Raw genomic sequence first — 16,717 nt, forward strand, 5'->3', positions numbered from 1 at the left:
CCCTGGGCGGGACTGAGCCGTTATCTGGGCAGACTCCCTGGGCCGCAAGGCATACGGACGTCGATGCATCTCGAGCCTGTCGATTCGCCGATGGGTGCCGGCTACCCGGTCATCCTCAGCTCTCGAGGCACTTCTGCACCTCGCTGCTCGTCTTGTCTCGCGCTTTCTCCAGCCCATCCCGCTTCGAAGCGGCCTCCTGGGCCGCCTTCTTCTCGGCCGCCTCGCGATCCTTTACCGCTTGGTTGGCAGGTGACAGGGAGTCCTTCCACTCCTGGAACGCCTTCTCTCGCTCAGGGGTGCCGGGTTCAGCAGCATTCAACTTCGCCCATTTGTCGTCATGCACCTGGGCGGCCTGCTTCTCCTTGTCCTTTGCTGCCACCACGCCCGGCTCCGCCAAGATGAAGGCATCGGTATCGAAGTCGGTGAGCGTATTCAAAGCTGAGAAGTAGGCGAGCAGCTGTTCAGAGCAAGCCGGTTTGGCGCTCGACGGCTCCGCGTAAGCGGCTCCTGCTGTCAGGAAAACCGCGGCGATGCCCGCTGTGACAGTCATGGCAGCACGTTTACAACGGCTCGACATCCAGTGGTTGTGGGTACGAAAACGCATTCTCATCCCTCTCTACGGGGAAGGTCGGTCCAGACCTCGGAGTCACCTGTGTCCATAGATGTCGTTGATGGACGGGTCCCCAACTGGACAACCGATAGGGTCACGAAGAGCTATTCGGCGCAGTTCGCCACCCGGATGGGTAACCGCCACAACACGACCGCGCCTCCTTCCCCAGCCGATAAGACACGGGGGCCGGCCTGGCAGGACCCGGTTTCGTGCGCGCCTGGGAGTTGGTGACGCTAGGACAGGACGAAGCGAGTGTGCGTCACGGTCCCGTCGCGGGAATCGTGACCGGGTGCCGTCTCCCAGGAGCGCCTGGCCGACTCTCGTACCCGGCAATCGGCTAGATCCGGACGTTTCAGAAGCGTTGGTGGCCGGTCAGTCCGAGGCCGGCCGCCATCCGCTCGATACGCGCGCTCCGCGGCTAGTTTCTTCTGCCTAGGGCAGAAGCTTCGACGGTGGTAGACGGTCGGTTGGACCGAGGGTGTCGAGTCGTACGCCGAAGACGAATGGCACATGGCTGGGGCCGCCGGATAGCCACCATGTGCTGACGGTAGCGATGCCGTCGTCGATGTCCTCGATAGTGCACTGGATCGTGGTGGGGCAGGGGTAGGACGAGGTGGGAAGCAGTTCCCCACCGAACGATGGTGTCTTGTCGACCAGTTGGTGGTGTGTCTGCGGAGTGGCTCGCTGCCATCCGTTCAGAACGCGCGGCACGCGGCTATTAGCGGATGAGATCCGCGGTGCGGTGGACCCGGGCATCTGAGCTCGCTGTGTGGTTCACACGTGTCGCGCGGCTATTTGCGCACTACGTACCGCAGGTGCAGGACGCCGGGATCCTCCAGCGTGCGCACCAGATCGAGTTCTATGTGGTCGGCCGGGAGGTGATCGAACAGTCGTCGGCCGCGGCCGAGCAGGACCGGCCGGAGCTGGATGTCGATCATGTCGAGTACGCCCGCTTTCAATGCCTGTTGACCGGTGTAGGCACCGTGCATCATCACATTCCGCCCGCCCGCGGCCTGTTTGGCCTGTTCGACACAGGCGGCGATGCCCTCGGTGACGTAATGCACTCGCTCGTAAGGGTTCTCGGCCGGTGGCCGGTGCGTCGGCACGAAGATCGGCACCCCGTCGTGGTGGTCCCCGCCCCAGTACCCGGCGAAGTCTCCGGTCCGTTTCCCGGTGATCACGGCACCGGTCGCCATGGCCTCGTCGAAAACGAGTCGGCTGTTGGGATACGTGGGGCGGAAGGTGTGGGGCACATCCGCATCGGACGCACCTCCGCCACTGAGCCAGTCCATCAGCCGCATCCCGTTGGTACCGGCAGGGTTCTCGGCGTTGTCATCGGGACCGGTGATGAACCCGTCGAGTGACATTGCCATGGTCAGGAACACTTCAGACATTCCACTTCATCCTTCGCATCCGATCGGCGATATGGGTTGAGACGAAGCGGGAGTCGGAAACTCATCGTGGTCACGCCAACCTGGTGAGAGGCACGCACATCGGCATAGAAAGTGCGAAGTGGCGCTCCGGGGTTCGAGTTCAGGCCGACAGTCGTCGGGTAGGGCGGCGCGCGAAATCCGGTGCGCGTTCGGGCCGTACGCCGATCCCGATACCCACCATTCGACAACGCCCGCACATCGGCTACGTGCGCGCGTTGGGAAGGGTTGCCGATCAACCGGTTTGAACGGCCGACCAGCGCGCGCCCAGGCAGTATGGGACGTTCGAGAGACGTTGACGGCCAAACGATCAGCGGCTACGGCGCGTCGCGCCTTCAGCGCATTGATGTGATTGTTGAATGTCCGCCATGACAGCTCATCGACTCCGTCTGGGTTCGATTCCGTTGATCGTGGCGGGTGTCGCGATCGCTGTCGGCACCGGTACCACGCACGCTGAACCATCCACGGCCGGAGGATGGTCCGCCGCGGACCCGGAGAGCCGAGAGGTAGCGACCGCGACGGCGTTCGCGGTGAGCGACATCAACATTCGGTCCAACGCGCCGCACTACAGCAAGCTGATCCGCATCGTCGATGCCCAACGGCAAATCAACGCCGGTGTTCGATACCGGATCGTCTTCGACATGGCCGAAACATTCTGCCGCAAAACCGAAACCGTGAACACCAACTGCGCAGTCGATCCCCAAGGGCGGCAAGACCGCTGCACAGCAAGAGTCTGGGTGCAACCCTGGCAGAACTTCACCCGACTCCAGGACTTTGAATGCCAGGCGAGGTGGCCGAACTCGTCGGCGGACGCCAACGCGGCGTAATGGGGCAGGAAGGTGCTGGCCAGAGCCGGTGTCGTGGCGGTGAAGGGGCGAGGTTGACGCGTGCGCCGAGTTGCCTCGCCTCGCCGTGGTTGCTGATTGTCATGACTCGGCTCGGGTCTTCGGCCACGGTGCCGAGTTGGCGAATCAGCCCCGAGCACATGGTCGACCGGGCCCGGTCAACGGCGCACCCGATAGCGCAGGTGAAGCACCCGGTTGCCCTGAATCACCACGTCAGGATCCGTCAACAGGTGCTGTACGTGGACTGACCCGAAGTAACGCTTGCCGGACCCGAACACGACGGGGACGACGTCCATGCGCACCTCGTCGATCAGGCCCGCGGCAAGCACCTGGCCACCGACGTCGCCGGCGGCGACCTCGACGATGCGGTCACCCGCGAGCTCCTGCGCCTTGGCGACGGCTGCCTCGACGCCGTCGACGAAGTGAAACGGCGCCTCGGGGTCCCAGCCCTCGGGCTGCGGCCGGTGCGTCACGACGACCACGTGGTCGATCCCGCTCGGAGGCTTCCCGTCCCAGCCGTCCGTCATGTCGAAGACGTGGCGGCCGACGAGTGTCGCCCCGATCTGGTCCCAGTACGGCCGGATGTAGTCGTAGGACGTCTGCGACACCTTCACCTCGCCGCTCTCGTCCAACGGGACGTCACCGCTGGACAACCAGTCGAACAGCGGTCCAGGCTGGTCGTTCTCGTCCGCGACGAAGCCGTCCACCGACACCGAGCTGTACATGACCACCTTGCCCACGGGGCTCTCCTCTGCTTTCGGGTGCCCTCAAATTAGCGTGTCGTGAGCTGGCGTTCTTGTAAGAAATCAATCGGCAGGCAGCGGCCAGCTGTCCAGCACGTGGCCGGGATGTTCGCGCAGGAACCGCCGCCGGACTTCGATGTACCGGGTCGGCGTGAGCCCGGTGAATGCCCGGAACTCGTGGCCGAAGTGGGCCTGATCGAAGTAGCCTGCGCCACCGGCGAGTTCGCCCCAGTCGATTGGTCCGGCGGGGTTGATCGCGAACACGGTGGCGGCGAAGCGGTAGGTGCGGGCCAGCCGCTTCGGCGTGACGCCGATGAGCTCCTTGAACCGCTGTGCCAGATGAGTGCTGCTGACACCGGCTGCCGCGCTCAGGTCGCCGATCGCCACCCCTCCTGTGGTCGCCGCGATGACGTGGCTCGTATGGCGGACCAGCCCCAGGCCGGCGGTCTCGTGCAGCCGTCGCATCAGCTCCTGCTCGAGCAGCGTCAGCATCTCGTGCGGTCCGTCCGCCGCAGCGAGCCGGTCTCGCAGCTCGGCAACGGTAGGCCCCCAAACCTGCTCTACCGTCACCGGCTGGTCACGCAGCTCGGCCGCGGGCATCGGGAGAAACGGCGCCAGCCCCCACGGCTTGAAGTGCACGCCGACGGACCGGGTCCGGAGCGGGTAGCCGAACTCCAACGCGCGGGTGGGCATGGTGACCACGCAGCCGTCGGCGTACTCGGCCGTCTCGATGTCTGTGCCGGCGCGGATGCGGAACGGCGCCCCGAGGTTGACGATGAGCAGCGCCGCCGGCATCGGCGGCAGCGTCAGCCGGGCGTACGGCGGCGCACCCGCCAGGTAGTAAAGGTCGTCGATCAGCCCGTCCAGCGGTGGTCGCGGCACTCTGGACACGTACTCCACGCGCACAGCATCGCCGACGCCCCGTCGGTATCGCGCGCCGGGATGGTTCAGCCGCGCCGCCGACATCGCGCCGGCGCCGATCCCAGACGAGCGCCCGGCCGCGGACATTCGCGTGGGAGGGAACCACTCACCTGCGGCAAGTTCAACACGAGATCATTGGCTGCCTAGCCCGGAGGCATCCCGGAGATGTTGAGCAATCCGACTCGGCAGTGACTCCGAATGTTTGATGGTGCATCGCTGCGCACGAGCAACGGGATGCGCCAGTTCGGATACGAGTGTCGCTGAAGCGCAGTGCCTTCTGCGCTTCAGCGACGCGCCATCACACCGCCCGGTGCACGCAGGGCACACACCCGGGTCGCGGCATAGACTCACTTCCAGACTGGTAGTCAGGTGTGAAGGGGTCGGCCTCGCCGAGGTGGATATCCGTCCGCTGTGGCGTCAGCTCATTTCGTGACGGCGCGCGCGGAGGTGGACGGCGGCCCAGGACCGCAATGGCCGCCATGTCTCGGAGACGTCGGACAGAGTTGCGCTGGGCCCGTAGAGGCGGGTGCTCTCGATGTCGAGGCGGCGCTCGGCCTGCGGGGTGACGTCCATTGTGTGCCGCATTGCCGGTCGTCTCACGCCTTGGCGGAGTGGATGGTGACGACGTACCCGTCGGGGTCGCGGAACGCGAACTGCAGCCCGAACGCTCCCTCGAATGGCTCCTGCACGATCGGCACCCCGGCCTCCGCCAGGCACGCGTGCAATCCGGCGGTGTCCTCGTTGTGGAACCAGACGCCGATACCGGCGCCGAGCTGACCGATCGCGTCGAGGTCGACGCCGGGAAACGGATCCCGTACGGCGAAGGCGACGCCGATGCCGGCGGAAAACACCACGGCACCAGGGTTCAAGGCGGGTAGCCGGGTCAGGCCGACGGTCTCCTCGTAGAAGCGGGCCGAGGCATCCTTGTCCCGCACCTGGAAGGAGATGAAGTTGGGTCCGGTAGTCGTCATGACAGGTTCCTTTCGCACGATCACTGAGTGTCAATAGCCTGACACTCAACTTGCCGTGTGTCAAACTATTGACATGGCGCAGATAGGTGAGCGAACCGCGGCGGAGGAACTGGGCGTACTGATCAAGCAGACCCAGGCCGTCCTCAATCAGCGCATGGACGACGCGCTTCGCCCGCTCGGACTGAACGTGCCGCAATACGCCTGCCTGCAGGCTCTCTCCGACCGGCCTGGCATCACCGGCTCCGGGCTCGCCCGGCGAGCGTTCGTCTCCCGGCAGTCGATGAACGTGCTTCTACAAGGACTGGAGAAGCGCGACCTCATCGAACGCTCCGACGAATCCGGACCACGCGGCGAACGCGCCACAACACTGACCCCCGCCGCCGTTGCACTCCTGCACAGCGCACGTGCTGAGGTTGCCGCGATCGCCGAGACCATGACCGCTCCACTCGACGCAAACGGTCTCGCCCAGCTTCATACCCTGCTCACCACCTGTCGCGACGCTCTGCTCGGTGACCGCGGTCGGCATCGAGACGCGGGAGTCACCGCCTCTTGATCTACCGTGAGCGACATGGGCGGCGGACTCGACGTGGCGGCGCGGATCTCGTCGTCGGCGAGCCCGTGCGCACCGCCCTCGAAGTCCATCACCGCTGAAGCGTCAGATCGCACCATCGCCCTTGCGCTGAACCTTATCTGAGCAGCCTTGTCTACCAACAGATCTGGACGACTTATCGACACGCGCTCTGTGGCATCACCGGACGAGGCCGATGGCCTCGATCTCAATCATCCACTCGGGGTCAGCGAGTGCGGAGACCTCCACGAACGACTCCGCAAGGTGCGGCTTGCCGGGGAAGTGTTCCGCACGCAACTTCGCGAAGATGTCCTGCTGTGCGATGTCGGTGACGAACACGGTTGCCTTGACTACCTCGGCGAGGCTGGAGCCCGCGTTGGTGAGGACCGTCGAGAGATTCGCGAGCGCCTGACGGGCTTGCCGCTCGAAGTCCCCCGCGCCGACCGTGGCTCCCTGAGCATCGATCGGCGCTTGCCCCGAGGTGAAGACCAAGTTCCCGACCTGAACGCCGAGCGATATGCCGGCCGACTCGTACCAGTCGGGTTCCGCGGAGACGCGCACGCGCTCGGCGGCAGGCTGTGTAACGGACATTGTGCTGACACTCCCTCAAAACTGCGTACACGGAGCCGGGCAGCTGTGATCACCCGACCTGATCGACAGCCACAAGGCCCTGGGATTCATTCCCGAGAGCTTGCTTACGCACCGGGCCCCGAACCGCGGGCGCCTCGGCTGAGGTCGGCACCGAGGTCATGTCGGGGGTTGGGCGGACGGCGAATCTTCGAACGCGAGATGGCTCGCTGTGAGCCCTGGGTTACCGGCAAGAGCCACGGGAGTTGTACCGCTGAACGCCAAGACATCCCGATGCAGATGAGACTGGTCGACATAGCCGCATTCCGCCGCGACCAGGGCGGCGCGGCGGCCTGCGGCGAGGTGGTGGGCGGCATGGTGGAAGCGCACCAGTTTCGTGGCACGTTTGGGTGGCACGCCCACCTGAGATCGGAACCTGGTCCACAGACGTTTGCGACTCCAGCCGAGCTCGACGGCCAGATCATCGACCCGGACCCGGCCGCGACTGACGGCGATCCGTTCCCACACCCAGGCCACCTCCGGGTCCATCGGCGGTCCCGCCGTGAGTCGGCGGGTGAGAAAGGTATTCGCCGCCGTGAACCGGTCGCCCCACGACGTGGCCTCGTTCAATTGTTCTCGGATTCTTGATGTTTCCCGGCCCCAGAGGGCATCGAGGTCAACCATGGGGTCGAGGTCCGTTGGGCAGCCACCCAGCACAGCGTGCGCGACGACCGGCGACAAGCGCACCTCCAGGCACGCGATGCTCTGCCCGCGCATCCCGACTGCGCGGAGCGCGAGCCCGGCGGCGAGACTGCCCCGCTGCCGCCTGCCGGTGGCGTCCTCCACGACAAGTGAGCAGTCGCCGAATTCGAGTATCACCGTGACTGATGAGTGGGGGACTACCTGCTGCTCGATCAGACCCGTACTCAGACTGCGAAACCCGGCCATCCGGACGCCGCCGACTGGATCGAGCCGCACCGGTCGCGCGATATCCCAAGTTGCGGCAACCGATCCGACCGCATGTCCGGTAGATCCCATCACCTCATGCTACGAGCCGGCACCCGACTGAAGGTCGGTCGAGAACTCGACTGGGAACAAACGTACAAGACGGTGTCGCCCTCCGGCACGGACAGTGATATGCGACCGGAATGCAAGTTGGGAAGGAATGTGCCATGGCGACCGTGCAGATGGACATCGACATCGACGCCGATGCCGATGTGGTGTGGAAGGTGGTGGGCGACTTCGCCACCGCGCCCGAGCGGATAACGCCGGGCTGGGTGAGCGCGTGCGTGGCCGACGCCGATGTACGGGTGGTGACCTTGCAGAACGGAATCATCGTGCGCGAGCGGCTCGTCGCCATCGACGAGGAACGGCGGCGCATCGTGTATTCGATCATCGGCGACACTGTGCAGCCTGCGCACAGCAATGCGTCCATGCAGATATGCGCGACCGGTCCGGGTCGCAGCCGACTGGTGTGGATCCACGATGTCTTGCCCGACGAGCTGGCCGAACTGCTGTATACGAACATGAGCGACGCCGTGCATGTCATCCGGGAAACCTTGGCTGCCAAGTGAACAGCACACCACCTGCACGAGTACGACTGCGAGTCCTGGACGGAAGGCAACATCGCGTCTCGCCGCGTGATGGAGAAAGCCGGTCTCGCCTACGTCCGAACTTTCCACCAGCACTTCGACAATCCACTTCCCGGCATCGAACACGGCGAGGTCGAATATGAACTCCGCAGCCGACTGGACAGAGCTGGAACCATCGGGCCCGACGACCCAGCACATGAGTGGGCGAACTCAGTCCCGGTCCTGATCGTGTGCAAGCGGATTCGGCTCTAGTTCATTCGCCACGATCCAGCGACCGGTTGCCGGCATCGCGCACAGGACGAGAATCAGCAGGCTCACGATGGTCGGAATAAACCAAAAGATGAAACCTCCATCGAAGAGCTGTGCACCGCTCGCGATCAATGCCACCCCTGACGCGAGGATCAACAAGAAACGACCCGTTTTCATGTACGCCAGCAGAAGGGATCCGCCGACGCACCAGCTCAGCCCGATGACGACGGCGACGACCCCCATGACGATCAGGTCTGTGTACCCGCCGACCTCTTGATGTTCGCGGGCCTGATCTTCGATCGAGACGAGCACGTAGAGAACCCACATGATTCCGGCGATTCCGGTGAGTGGACCAAGGATCAGCGCGGTGATGGCCGCGGTGACGGCGGTCGCGCCGTGGGGGGATGGTGTTGGCAACTCCGGTTGATCGTGTGGATCTTTCACACCTGTTTCCCTCGTCGTTTCGCATGAACCTACCTCGCCGTTCCGAGGGGGGCGATGCCCTGTTTCAAGTGTCTTGACCAGGATTGGCGTTGTCGGCGACACGCATGGTTTCGTCCTCGGGTGTTCGCCGTCGGGGTCGACCTGCACCGAAAATGGGTGGCGGCAAATGACCAGCGCGCGTATGTGGAATTTGCCTACGCCGAGAAGTCATGTCAGCACTTTCGGCCCGGTCCGAGGGCTCCGGCTCGTGTACCGGCAAGGCGATGAGGTAGCCGACCACGACGACCGCGACGCAGGTCAGACCCACCTTTCATTTGTTCACAGCCGGGGAGGGCTGGGCAGCGTCGTTGTCCATGTCCTGCATTGTGTCTGCCGGTACCGACATGCTGCACACTCGTCGGCGGACGCCATGCACGCACGCGCATCGGCGTTTGCGGAGGTTCGCGAGATCGATTGGGGCTTCCCGCTTTACGGCCGGGCCGAACGCGCGGGTCGCGGCATGGCGCGTTCTCAGGATTCCCGTCGCATCTGGCATAAGGCCGCACGCGCGATATGCGGTGTGAGCGAACATTGCCACATCGTTGGTGTAGCCCGGCGGCGCAATGGCGGGGTTCAGGCATTTCGAGCACGGTGATCATCCCTGGCGAATACCATTGTGCCTGTTGCTGATACGTCGTTCGAGGAGTGCCACCATGGCTGACCAAGCTGTTCCCGCACCCGATGCGACCTACCGTTATCGATGCACGATCGGCGGTGAAACCGTCGCTTTCAACTCCGCCTCAGGACTGGAAATGGGTGTGGAGACGATCGAGTACAAGGACGGTCTCGGCAACTGGTTCCAGATGCCAGGGCAGGCGTCGGCGGTGAACATCACCCTGCGGCGGGGCGCACCGGGCAGCGTGAGCGGGGTCTGGAAGCAATGGGCCGAAGGAGTCAGCTACGACAACGTGGACAAGCGCGACCTGTCGATCGCCTGACCGACGAGTCCGGCGAACAGCCGTTGGTCATCTGGACCGTCAGTGCCGCCTTTCCTGTCAAGGTTTCCGCTAATGATCGCGACGGGGACGGCACTTATGAATTCGACGAACTCTCGATCTTGGCATCTCGCCTGATGGTGAATTTCCAGTAACTCCGGGTATTCGCGTGGACCCGAGATCTGCAGGGGATGGGCCGTCGTGCCGCCCTCGTCGTCGAGGGGCAGGTGGCATCCGTCCTTCGCGAGACCGGATGCTTACCGATCGTCTGACGCACCGTGAGCGGTGGGGACCACCACCGCCCAGACGACGCTGACCAGCATCAAGAGGGTGTTTGAGTGATGTGCTGGGTGGGTAATCCCCCTGTGGCGCACTGTTCGTGCAGGCCACAGGGGGTGTGGCGCCCCCGGCAGGAATCGAACCTGCGACCTAGGGATTAGAAGGCCCTTGCTCTATCCAACTGAGCTACGGAGGCAGTGGGTTCCACCATGGCCGACATTGGTCGTGCTGTCCAGCGCGCCAATTATAGCGACCGACCAGATGGCTAAGTGTTCAGCGTGACCGCGAGTACGAGCATTGCGGCCATGATCACCTCGAGCACCAGGTAGAACCAAACGGGGAAGAAGGCGGGCGGGCTTTCCACGATGCCCGACCAGACCCGGCCGAGCGCCATGCCGCCGAGCGCGGCCGCGACGGCCACACAGACCCCGAATCTCATGTCGCCGACATCGGCGGCGGCCAACCCGAGGACCACCGCGATCGCGATACCGAAGCCGCCATAGACGGCTCGCACCTCGGCGCGGGCATCCGCGCGATCGGCGAGCAGCCCGAGCGGGTCGACGAGTTGGCTGGGCCGCAACAGCCCATAGACGCCCATGGCGGCGAAGAACAACGCCACCAAGGCAATCAACACGATCGACACGATCGACATTGCACCTCCGTGATCCGCCGACCACCCTATCGGCCCAAACCCGACGCGGCCACGCGATAACAATCGAACTACGCTCAGTCGTATGTCGTCAGCGCAGGACCCGTCCGCTTCACCTGATCTGGAGGTCACCCGGACGGCGGCGACATACGCTGTGCTGATCGCGCTGACCGGCGCGATCGCGGCGGTGGTCGCCGCGCTGGTGGTCGGCCTTTCCGCAGCACAAGCCTTGAGTCTGCTCGGCATTCCGGATCCGGGTGCGCTGACCACGTATGGCCTGCCCGCAGTGCGCGCGCTCGCCGATCTGTCGGCCGCGTTGACAGTCGGGTCCCTGTTGTTCGCCGCGTTCCTGGTGCCGCCGCAATCGAACGGTCTGCTCGATGTCGGCGGGTATCGCGCGGTGCGCCGCGCCTCCAATTTCGCACTGATCTGGGCTTGTTGTGCGGCGCTGCTGATCCCGCTGACGGTCTCCGACACCACCGGGCAGCCGGTCGGCGACGTCCTGCGCCCGGAAGCCCTGTGGCGCGCCATCGATCAGATCGAGCTGGCCGGCGCCTGGCGCACGACGGTGCTGTTCGCACTGATTGTCGCGGTCGGCGCCCGGCTCGCATTGCGCTGGGGCTGGACGCCGGTGCTGTTCGCCGGGTCGATCGTGACGATGATGCCGCTGGCGCTGACCGGGCACTCGTCCTCCGGCGGCGCACACGACGTCGCGACGAACAGCCTGATCCTGCACCTGGTTTCGGCCGCGGTGTGGGTCGGCGGCCTGTTCGCGCTATTGGCGCACGCACGCCGCGGCGGTGCGCACACCGACCTCGCCGCGCGGCGCTTCTCGCTCACCGCCACTATCGCGTTCGTCACCATCGGCGTCAGCGGAGTGATCAACTCCTGGGTCCGGGTGCCGTGGGACGAACTGCTCACCACCACCTACGGCAAGCTGGTGCTCGCCAAGGCCGCCGCGCTGATCGTGCTCGGCCTGATCGGTTTCGCGCAGCGGCGTGCCGCACTGCCCGCGCTCGCCGCGAACCCGAAGGACCGCGGTGCGCTGATCCGATTCGCCGGTGTCGAGGTATTGGTCTTCGCGGCGACCATGGGTCTGGCCGTCGGACTCGGCCGCACCCCGCCGCCACCGCCGACCACCATCCCGACACCCGCGGAGGTCGAACTCGGCTACAACCTGGCCGGCCCGCCGAATGTGCCACGGCTGCTGTTCGACTGGCGCTTCGACCTGATCTTCGGAACGCTGTCGATCGTGCTCGCGGTGCTGTACCTGCTCGGCGTGCGCCGCCTGCGGGCGCGCGGCGACGCGTGGCCGATCGGGCGGACCATCGCCTGGCTGTCCGGCTGCGCGGTGCTGCTGATCGCCACCTCGTCCGGGGTCGGGCGGTACTCGCCGGCGATGTTCAGTGTGCACATGGGCGCGCACATGGCGTTGTCCATGCTGGCGCCGATCCTGTTCGCGCTGGGCGGTGCGGTGACCCTCGCGCTGCGCGCATTGCCGCCCGCCGGACGCACCAGCGCGCCGGGTCCGCGCGAGTGGATCCTTGCCGCCGTGCACAATCCGGTGTCGCGCTTCCTGACCCATCCGATTGTGGCGGCGGTCATCTTCGTCGGCGGGTTCTACGCGCTGTACCTGGGCGGGATCTTCGACACGTACGCGGACTCGCACGCGGCGCATCTGATGATGAACGCGCACTTCCTGCTCAGCGGCTACCTGTTCTACTGGGTCGTCATCGGCATCGACCCCAAACCGCGCCGGGTGGAACCGCTGACCAGGCTCGCCATGGTGTTCGGCTCGCTGCCGTTCCACGCCTTCTTCGGCATCGCGCTGATGAGCATGAACACGGTGCTCGGCGGCTGGTTCTACCGCGGACTCGGCCTCGGCTGGAACGGCGACCTGCTCGGTGACCAGCGCACCGGCGGTAGCCTGGCCTGGGCGAGCGGCGAGGTGCCGCTGGTGGTGGTGATGCTCGCGCTGCTCATCCAATGGTCGCGCAGCGATCGGAAGCTGGCGCAGCGCACCGATCGGGCCGCCGACCGCGACCACGACGCCGCGCTGTCCGCGCACAACGCGATGTTCGCTGAGCTGGCAAAACGTGACCGAGGGGTACATAAGTAGGTGACGGCGCAATGCCTTTGGGCATGAAGTCTCAGGTCATGGTGGAGTCGAATTGGTCAAGGTGTGGTTGTGAACGAGCGGTCCGTAGTCTTCTCCGAACACAGACCGATCGATCGGGTCTATCGATCCGATGTGCGGGCCGCACGTAGGCGGCTGGCCGGGCGGATCCGCAAGACGCCGGTCTTCCACACCACCGTCGCCGGGCCGAACGGTCCGGTGCCGGTCACGATGAAGCTCGAATACCTGCAGTACGGCGGCACTTTCAAGGTTCGGGGCAGCTTCAACGCGCTGCTGGCGGCCCCGGACGGCACCGATCAGGTGGTCATCGCCTCCGGTGGCAATGCGGGTATCGCCGCCGCGTTGGCGGCCGCGCATCTCGGAAAGTCCTGCACCGTGGTCGTTCCTGAGTCGGCGCCGCACACCAAGGTCGCCGCGATGTGGTCGCACGGTGCCGAGGTGCTCTGGCACGGAACGACGTACACCGAGGCGCTCGGCTACGCCAACCAGCTCGCCGCGGAACGAAATGCTTTGCAGCTGCACGCCTATGACCTGCCCGCCATCGTCGCGGGCGCGGGTGTGGTCGGCCTGGAGATCGAGGAGCAGGTGCGTGGGCGGCCGTCGGTGCTCGCGGCGGTCGGTGGTGGCGGGCTGGTCGCGGGGATCGCGGCCGCGATCGGCCGTCGTCAGCAGGTGATCGGCGTGGAGCCGGAAGGCATTCCGACCCTGCACGCCGCGTTGTCGGCGAACCGGCCGGTCGAGGTCGGGGTGTCCAGCATCGCGGCGGAATCCTTGGGCGCCACCAGGATCGGGAACATCGCGATGGACATCACGCGCCGCTATCAGGTGCGTTCGCTGTTGGTGACCGACGACGCGATCGCGACGGCCCGCGACTATCTGTGGCGCGAGTTCCGCATCGTGGTGGAGTTCGCCGGTGCGGCCGCGTTGGCCGCGGTGCAGAGCGGCGTCTACGTCCCCGCTCCCGACGAGCGCCCGGTGATCGTTCTCTGTGGCGCCAACACCGATCTCTCGGTGCTGTAACCACTTTCGCGCCCGGCTGCCCCGGTGGCCTCGAAAGAAGCACCGGATATCCACATTCGAGAAAGTTGTCCACATTCTCGGATCGCGTCGCCCGATCGCCCGTCGCATCGGTGAGGCTGGAGTAGTCCTCCTCGCGGGGACGAAGTCTCCGGGCACCCGCCACGGGCCGAATGCGAAGGGGCGTCATCATGTACGAGGCGAATGCGACCGTCGTCGGTACGATCGTCAACCATCCGATGAAGCGGGAGCTGCCGAACGGCGAGCAGATGCTGATCTTCCGGATGGCGAGCAACTCGCGCCGACTCGACCACAACACGGGGGAGTGGGTCGACAACGGCACCTTGTTCCTCAACGTGAGCTGCTGGCGCAGGCTGGTGGCGGGCGTCGACGCCTCGCTGCGACGCGGCGATCCGATCATCGCGCACGGCCAGTTGCGTTCGCACGAATATCGCAGCAGGGACGGGATGGAACGGCGTGACCTGGAGATGCGGGCCACCGCCGTCGGGCCCGATCTCGGCCGCTGCACCGCCCGGGTGACCAGATGGTCGGAGATGCGGAATACTGGCGACCGCTTCAGTGCTGAACATCAGGTGCCGGCAGGCGACGGGCTGGGGGAGAATGTCGCAGCCGCCTCCACGGCGCCACCCCGAACGACCCACCCCGAGCACGCCGACGCCTGACCAGGCCGCGCACTTTTGGCCGCGCGCTGCGAGGGGTATCCGCCGGTTCAACTCACCGTTTCCGACACCGATAGGCTTCCTCCTTATGGCTGAGTTCATTTACACAATGAAGAAGGTTCGCAAGGCGCATGGTGACAAAGTCGTGCTCGACGATGTCTTCCTGAACTTCCTTCCCGGCGCCAAGATCGGTGTCGTCGGCCCGAACGGCGCCGGTAAATCCAGCGTTCTGAAGATCATGGCGGGAGTGGACCAGCCGAACAACGGCGAAGCGTTCCTCGCGCCCGGCGCGACGGTCGGCATCCTGATGCAGGAGCCCGCGCTGAACGAGGAGAAGACGGTCCGCGGCAACGTCGAGGAGGGCCTCGGCGAGGTCAAGGTGAAGCTCGATCGCTTCAACGAGATCGCCGAGCTGATGGCCACCGACTACTCCGACGAGCTCATGGACGAGATGGGCAAGCTGCAGGAGTTCCTCGACCACGCCGACGCGTGGGACGTCGACTCCCAGCTGGAGCAGGCGATGGACGCGCTGCGCTGCCCGCCGCCGGACGAGCCGGTCACCAACCTCTCCGGTGGTGAGCGCCGCCGCGTCGCGCTGTGCAAGCTGCTGCTGAGCAAGCCCGACCTGCTGCTGCTCGACGAACCGACCAACCACCTCGACGCCGAGAGCGTGCTCTGGCTCGAGCAGCACCTGGCCGCGTACGCGGGCGCCGTGCTCGCGGTCACCCACGACCGGTACTTCCTCGACAACGTCGCCGAGTGGATCCTCGAACTCGACCGCGGCCGCGCCTACCCCTACGAGGGCAACTACTCCACCTACCTGGAGAAGAAGGCCCAGCGCCTCGAGGTCCAGGGCAAGAAGGACCAGAAGCTGCAGAAGCGGCTCAAGGACGAACTGGCCTGGGTGCGCTCCGGCGCCAAGGCCCGCCAGGCCAAGAACAAGGCCCGCCTCGGCCGGTACGAGGAGATGGCGGCCGAGGCCGATAAGCACAGGAAGTTGGATTTCGAAGAGATCCAGATTCCGGCGGGCCCGCGCCTGGGCAACGTGGTGGTCGAGGTCTCGCACCTGGACAAGGGCTTCGGCGACCGTCAGCTCATCAAGGATCTGTCGTTCACGTTGCCGCGCAACGGCATTGTCGGCGTCATCGGCCCGAACGGTGTCGGTAAGACCACGCTGTTCAAGACCATCGTCGGGCTGGAGGCGCCGGACAGCGGTGAGGTGAAGGTCGGCGAGACGGTCAAGCTGAGCTATGTCGACCAGAACCGGGCCGGCATCGACCCGAAGAAGAACGTCTGGCAGGTGGTGTCCGAAGGGCTCGACTTCATCCAGGTCGGCAACCAGGAAATGCCGTCGCGCGCCTACGTCAGCGCGTTCGGCTTCAAGGGCCCGGATCAGCAGAAGCCGGCCGGCGTGCTCTCCGGTGGTGAGCGCAACCGGCTGAACCTGGCGCTCACCCTCAAGCAGGGCGGCAACCTGATCCTGCTCGACGAGCCGACCAACGACCTCGACGTGGAAACCCTCGGTTCGCTGGAGAACGCGCTCGAGCAGTTCCCCGGCTGCGCCGTCGTGATCTCCCACGATCGCTGGTTCCTGGACCGCACCTGTACCCACATCCTGGCGTGGGAGGGCGACTCCGACAATGACGCCAAGTGGTTCTGGTTCGAGGGCAACTTCGAGGCCTACGAGGCCAACAAGATTGAGCGCCTCGGCCTGGAAGCGGCTCGCCCGCACCGGGTTACGCACCGCAAGCTGACCCGCGACTGATCCGACGACGGGCCGAGCCCGTCGGTTGCGGAGCTGATCCGGGATCGAGTCGAAGGCGTCGAACGTGACGTCACGACTCGGTCCCGGCTCCAGCCGCAATACCGTACGCCCGTTATGTCTCGTATCCGGCACAACGGCACTGGGCCCGGTCCCACGGCCGTGACGAATCTCGCTACTGTGGGACACGTGAATGCGCAGGCACAGTTCGAGCAATCGGCGGTCCCCACCGTCGACCTGGTAGCCGAGCTGAACCGAGGTGCTTCGGCCCCGCTGCCG

The 16,717-nt window shown here is 65.5% G+C and carries 19 protein-coding genes and 1 tRNA gene; 9 read left to right on the top strand and 11 right to left on the bottom strand.

Features of this window, described 5'->3' with window-relative positions; all coding sequences use genetic code 11:
* Positions 1 to 115 precede the first annotated feature (115 nt).
* Together ABZ942_RS41140 and ABZ942_RS41145 are read right to left on the bottom strand one after the other, a co-directional pair.
* Positions 116 to 550, bottom strand: coding sequence for a hypothetical protein (locus ABZ942_RS41140; RefSeq protein ID WP_357391693.1), 435 nt, complete (start codon positions 548 to 550; stop codon positions 116 to 118).
* Between the two features lie 851 nt (positions 551 to 1,401).
* Positions 1,402 to 2,004 (bottom strand): dihydrofolate reductase family protein, encoded by a 603-nt coding sequence (locus tag ABZ942_RS41145; protein ID WP_357391694.1) that lies wholly within the window; start codon positions 2,002 to 2,004, stop codon positions 1,402 to 1,404.
* Positions 2,005 to 2,408: 404 nt separating this feature from the next.
* Here ABZ942_RS41145 and ABZ942_RS41150 point away from each other — a divergent pair, with 404 nt between their 5' ends.
* Positions 2,409 to 2,867 carry a cystatin family protein gene (locus tag ABZ942_RS41150; RefSeq protein WP_357391695.1) on the top strand — a complete coding sequence of 153 codons (459 nt, stop codon included), beginning with the start codon at positions 2,409 to 2,411 and terminating at the stop codon, positions 2,865 to 2,867.
* 176 nt (positions 2,868 to 3,043) lie between these two features.
* Here ABZ942_RS41150 and ABZ942_RS41155 read toward each other — a convergent pair whose 3' ends face one another.
* The 4 genes from ABZ942_RS41155 to ABZ942_RS41170 all read right to left on the bottom strand — a co-directional run bounded on the left by ABZ942_RS41155 (position 3,044) and on the right by ABZ942_RS41170 (position 5,520).
* Positions 3,044 to 3,625 carry a dihydrofolate reductase family protein gene (locus ABZ942_RS41155; protein WP_357391696.1) on the bottom strand — a complete coding sequence of 194 codons (582 nt, stop codon included), beginning with the start codon at positions 3,623 to 3,625 and terminating at the stop codon, positions 3,044 to 3,046.
* 66 nt (positions 3,626 to 3,691) lie between these two features.
* The gene (locus ABZ942_RS41160) at positions 3,692 to 4,528 is read right to left on the bottom strand and encodes a helix-turn-helix domain-containing protein (RefSeq protein ID WP_357391697.1); all 837 of its coding nucleotides are present in this window, start codon (positions 4,526 to 4,528) and stop codon (positions 3,692 to 3,694) included.
* A 438-nt stretch (positions 4,529 to 4,966) separates the two neighbouring features.
* Positions 4,967 to 5,134 (bottom strand): hypothetical protein, encoded by a 168-nt coding sequence (locus ABZ942_RS41165; protein WP_357391698.1) that lies wholly within the window; start codon positions 5,132 to 5,134, stop codon positions 4,967 to 4,969.
* 11 nt (positions 5,135 to 5,145) lie between these two features.
* Complete coding sequence (locus ABZ942_RS41170) at positions 5,146 to 5,520, bottom strand: VOC family protein (protein ID WP_357391699.1); 375 nt, start codon at positions 5,518 to 5,520, stop codon at positions 5,146 to 5,148.
* A 73-nt stretch (positions 5,521 to 5,593) separates the two neighbouring features.
* On the opposite strand from ABZ942_RS41170, the gene ABZ942_RS41175 reads away from it, so the two are divergent.
* Together ABZ942_RS41175 and ABZ942_RS41180 are read left to right on the top strand one after the other, a co-directional pair.
* On the top strand, positions 5,594 to 6,073 hold the full coding sequence (locus ABZ942_RS41175) for a MarR family transcriptional regulator (protein ID WP_357391700.1): 480 nt from the start codon (positions 5,594 to 5,596) through the stop codon (positions 6,071 to 6,073).
* Between the two features lie 15 nt (positions 6,074 to 6,088).
* Complete coding sequence (locus ABZ942_RS41180) at positions 6,089 to 6,214, top strand: hypothetical protein (protein ID WP_357391701.1); 126 nt, start codon at positions 6,089 to 6,091, stop codon at positions 6,212 to 6,214.
* 54 nt (positions 6,215 to 6,268) lie between these two features.
* Here ABZ942_RS41180 and ABZ942_RS41185 read toward each other — a convergent pair whose 3' ends face one another.
* Together ABZ942_RS41185 and ABZ942_RS41190 are read right to left on the bottom strand one after the other, a co-directional pair.
* A complete protein-coding gene (locus ABZ942_RS41185) occupies positions 6,269 to 6,679 on the bottom strand; it encodes a RidA family protein (protein ID WP_357391702.1) in 411 nt (136 codons plus the stop codon).
* A gap of 156 nt (positions 6,680 to 6,835) precedes the next feature.
* On the bottom strand, positions 6,836 to 7,693 hold the full coding sequence (locus tag ABZ942_RS41190; RefSeq protein ID WP_357391703.1) for a helix-turn-helix domain-containing protein: 858 nt from the start codon (positions 7,691 to 7,693) through the stop codon (positions 6,836 to 6,838).
* Positions 7,694 to 7,827: 134 nt separating this feature from the next.
* On the opposite strand from ABZ942_RS41190, the gene ABZ942_RS41195 reads away from it, so the two are divergent.
* Entirely contained in the window at positions 7,828 to 8,229 is a 402-nt protein-coding gene (locus ABZ942_RS41195) for an SRPBCC family protein (protein WP_357391704.1), read from the top strand.
* Between the two features lie 228 nt (positions 8,230 to 8,457).
* Here the strand turns inward: ABZ942_RS41195 and ABZ942_RS41200 are convergent, their stop codons facing one another.
* A complete protein-coding gene (locus ABZ942_RS41200) occupies positions 8,458 to 8,940 on the bottom strand; it encodes a hypothetical protein (protein ID WP_357391705.1) in 483 nt (160 codons plus the stop codon).
* Positions 8,941 to 9,632: 692 nt separating this feature from the next.
* Between ABZ942_RS41200 and ABZ942_RS41205 the strand changes: the two genes are divergently transcribed.
* Positions 9,633 to 9,917 carry a phage tail protein gene (locus ABZ942_RS41205; RefSeq protein ID WP_357391706.1) on the top strand — a complete coding sequence of 95 codons (285 nt, stop codon included), beginning with the start codon at positions 9,633 to 9,635 and terminating at the stop codon, positions 9,915 to 9,917.
* Positions 9,918 to 10,312: 395 nt separating this feature from the next.
* Here ABZ942_RS41205 and ABZ942_RS41210 read toward each other — a convergent pair.
* Together ABZ942_RS41210 and ABZ942_RS41215 are read right to left on the bottom strand one after the other, a co-directional pair.
* Positions 10,313 to 10,389: transfer RNA gene (locus tag ABZ942_RS41210), tRNA-Arg, on the bottom strand.
* A 69-nt stretch (positions 10,390 to 10,458) separates the two neighbouring features.
* Complete coding sequence (locus ABZ942_RS41215; protein ID WP_357391707.1) at positions 10,459 to 10,845, bottom strand: DUF4345 family protein; 387 nt, start codon at positions 10,843 to 10,845, stop codon at positions 10,459 to 10,461.
* Positions 10,846 to 10,927: 82 nt separating this feature from the next.
* Here ABZ942_RS41215 and ABZ942_RS41220 point away from each other — a divergent pair, with 82 nt between their 5' ends.
* From ABZ942_RS41220 to ettA, 4 genes are all read left to right on the top strand, one after another.
* Positions 10,928 to 12,961: a cytochrome c oxidase assembly protein gene (locus ABZ942_RS41220; protein WP_357391708.1), complete on the top strand. Its 2,034-nt coding sequence runs from the start codon at positions 10,928 to 10,930 to the stop codon at positions 12,959 to 12,961.
* 69 nt (positions 12,962 to 13,030) lie between these two features.
* A complete protein-coding gene (locus tag ABZ942_RS41225; protein WP_357391709.1) occupies positions 13,031 to 13,999 on the top strand; it encodes a serine/threonine dehydratase in 969 nt (322 codons plus the stop codon).
* Positions 14,000 to 14,187: 188 nt separating this feature from the next.
* Positions 14,188 to 14,679 (top strand): single-stranded DNA-binding protein, encoded by a 492-nt coding sequence (locus ABZ942_RS41230; protein ID WP_357391710.1) that lies wholly within the window; start codon positions 14,188 to 14,190, stop codon positions 14,677 to 14,679.
* An 85-nt stretch (positions 14,680 to 14,764) separates the two neighbouring features.
* On the top strand, positions 14,765 to 16,441 hold the full coding sequence (ettA, locus tag ABZ942_RS41235) for an energy-dependent translational throttle protein EttA (RefSeq protein WP_357391711.1): 1,677 nt from the start codon (positions 14,765 to 14,767) through the stop codon (positions 16,439 to 16,441).
* The last annotated feature ends 276 nt before the right edge of the window (positions 16,442 to 16,717 follow it).

The sequence above is a fragment of the Nocardia sp. NPDC046473 genome, assembly GCF_040645995.1.
Lineage (GTDB): Bacteria > Actinomycetota > Actinomycetes > Mycobacteriales > Mycobacteriaceae > Nocardia.

Bases quoted from the DNA above. Each gene is read 5' to 3' on its own strand.
- ABZ942_RS41140 (WP_357391693.1), bottom strand. From the start codon at position 550: ATGACTGTCACAGCGGGCATCGCCGCGGTTTTCCTGACAGCAGGAGCC.
- ABZ942_RS41145 (WP_357391694.1), bottom strand. From the start codon at position 2,004: ATGTCTGAAGTGTTCCTGACCATGGCAATGTCACTCGACGGGTTCATC.
- ABZ942_RS41150 (WP_357391695.1), top strand. From the start codon at position 2,409: ATGACAGCTCATCGACTCCGTCTGGGTTCGATTCCGTTGATCGTGGCG.
- ABZ942_RS41165 (WP_357391698.1), bottom strand. From the start codon at position 5,134: ATGCGGCACACAATGGACGTCACCCCGCAGGCCGAGCGCCGCCTCGAC.
- ABZ942_RS41170 (WP_357391699.1), bottom strand. From the start codon at position 5,520: ATGACGACTACCGGACCCAACTTCATCTCCTTCCAGGTGCGGGACAAG.
- ABZ942_RS41175 (WP_357391700.1), top strand. From the start codon at position 5,594: ATGGCGCAGATAGGTGAGCGAACCGCGGCGGAGGAACTGGGCGTACTG.
- ABZ942_RS41180 (WP_357391701.1), top strand. From the start codon at position 6,089: ATGGGCGGCGGACTCGACGTGGCGGCGCGGATCTCGTCGTCGGCGAGC.
- ABZ942_RS41185 (WP_357391702.1), bottom strand. From the start codon at position 6,679: ATGTCCGTTACACAGCCTGCCGCCGAGCGCGTGCGCGTCTCCGCGGAA.
- ABZ942_RS41190 (WP_357391703.1), bottom strand. From the start codon at position 7,693: ATGGGATCTACCGGACATGCGGTCGGATCGGTTGCCGCAACTTGGGAT.
- ABZ942_RS41195 (WP_357391704.1), top strand. From the start codon at position 7,828: ATGGCGACCGTGCAGATGGACATCGACATCGACGCCGATGCCGATGTG.
- ABZ942_RS41205 (WP_357391706.1), top strand. From the start codon at position 9,633: ATGGCTGACCAAGCTGTTCCCGCACCCGATGCGACCTACCGTTATCGA.
- ABZ942_RS41215 (WP_357391707.1), bottom strand. From the start codon at position 10,845: ATGTCGATCGTGTCGATCGTGTTGATTGCCTTGGTGGCGTTGTTCTTC.
- ABZ942_RS41220 (WP_357391708.1), top strand. From the start codon at position 10,928: ATGTCGTCAGCGCAGGACCCGTCCGCTTCACCTGATCTGGAGGTCACC.
- ABZ942_RS41230 (WP_357391710.1), top strand. From the start codon at position 14,188: ATGTACGAGGCGAATGCGACCGTCGTCGGTACGATCGTCAACCATCCG.
- ettA (WP_357391711.1), top strand. From the start codon at position 14,765: ATGGCTGAGTTCATTTACACAATGAAGAAGGTTCGCAAGGCGCATGGT.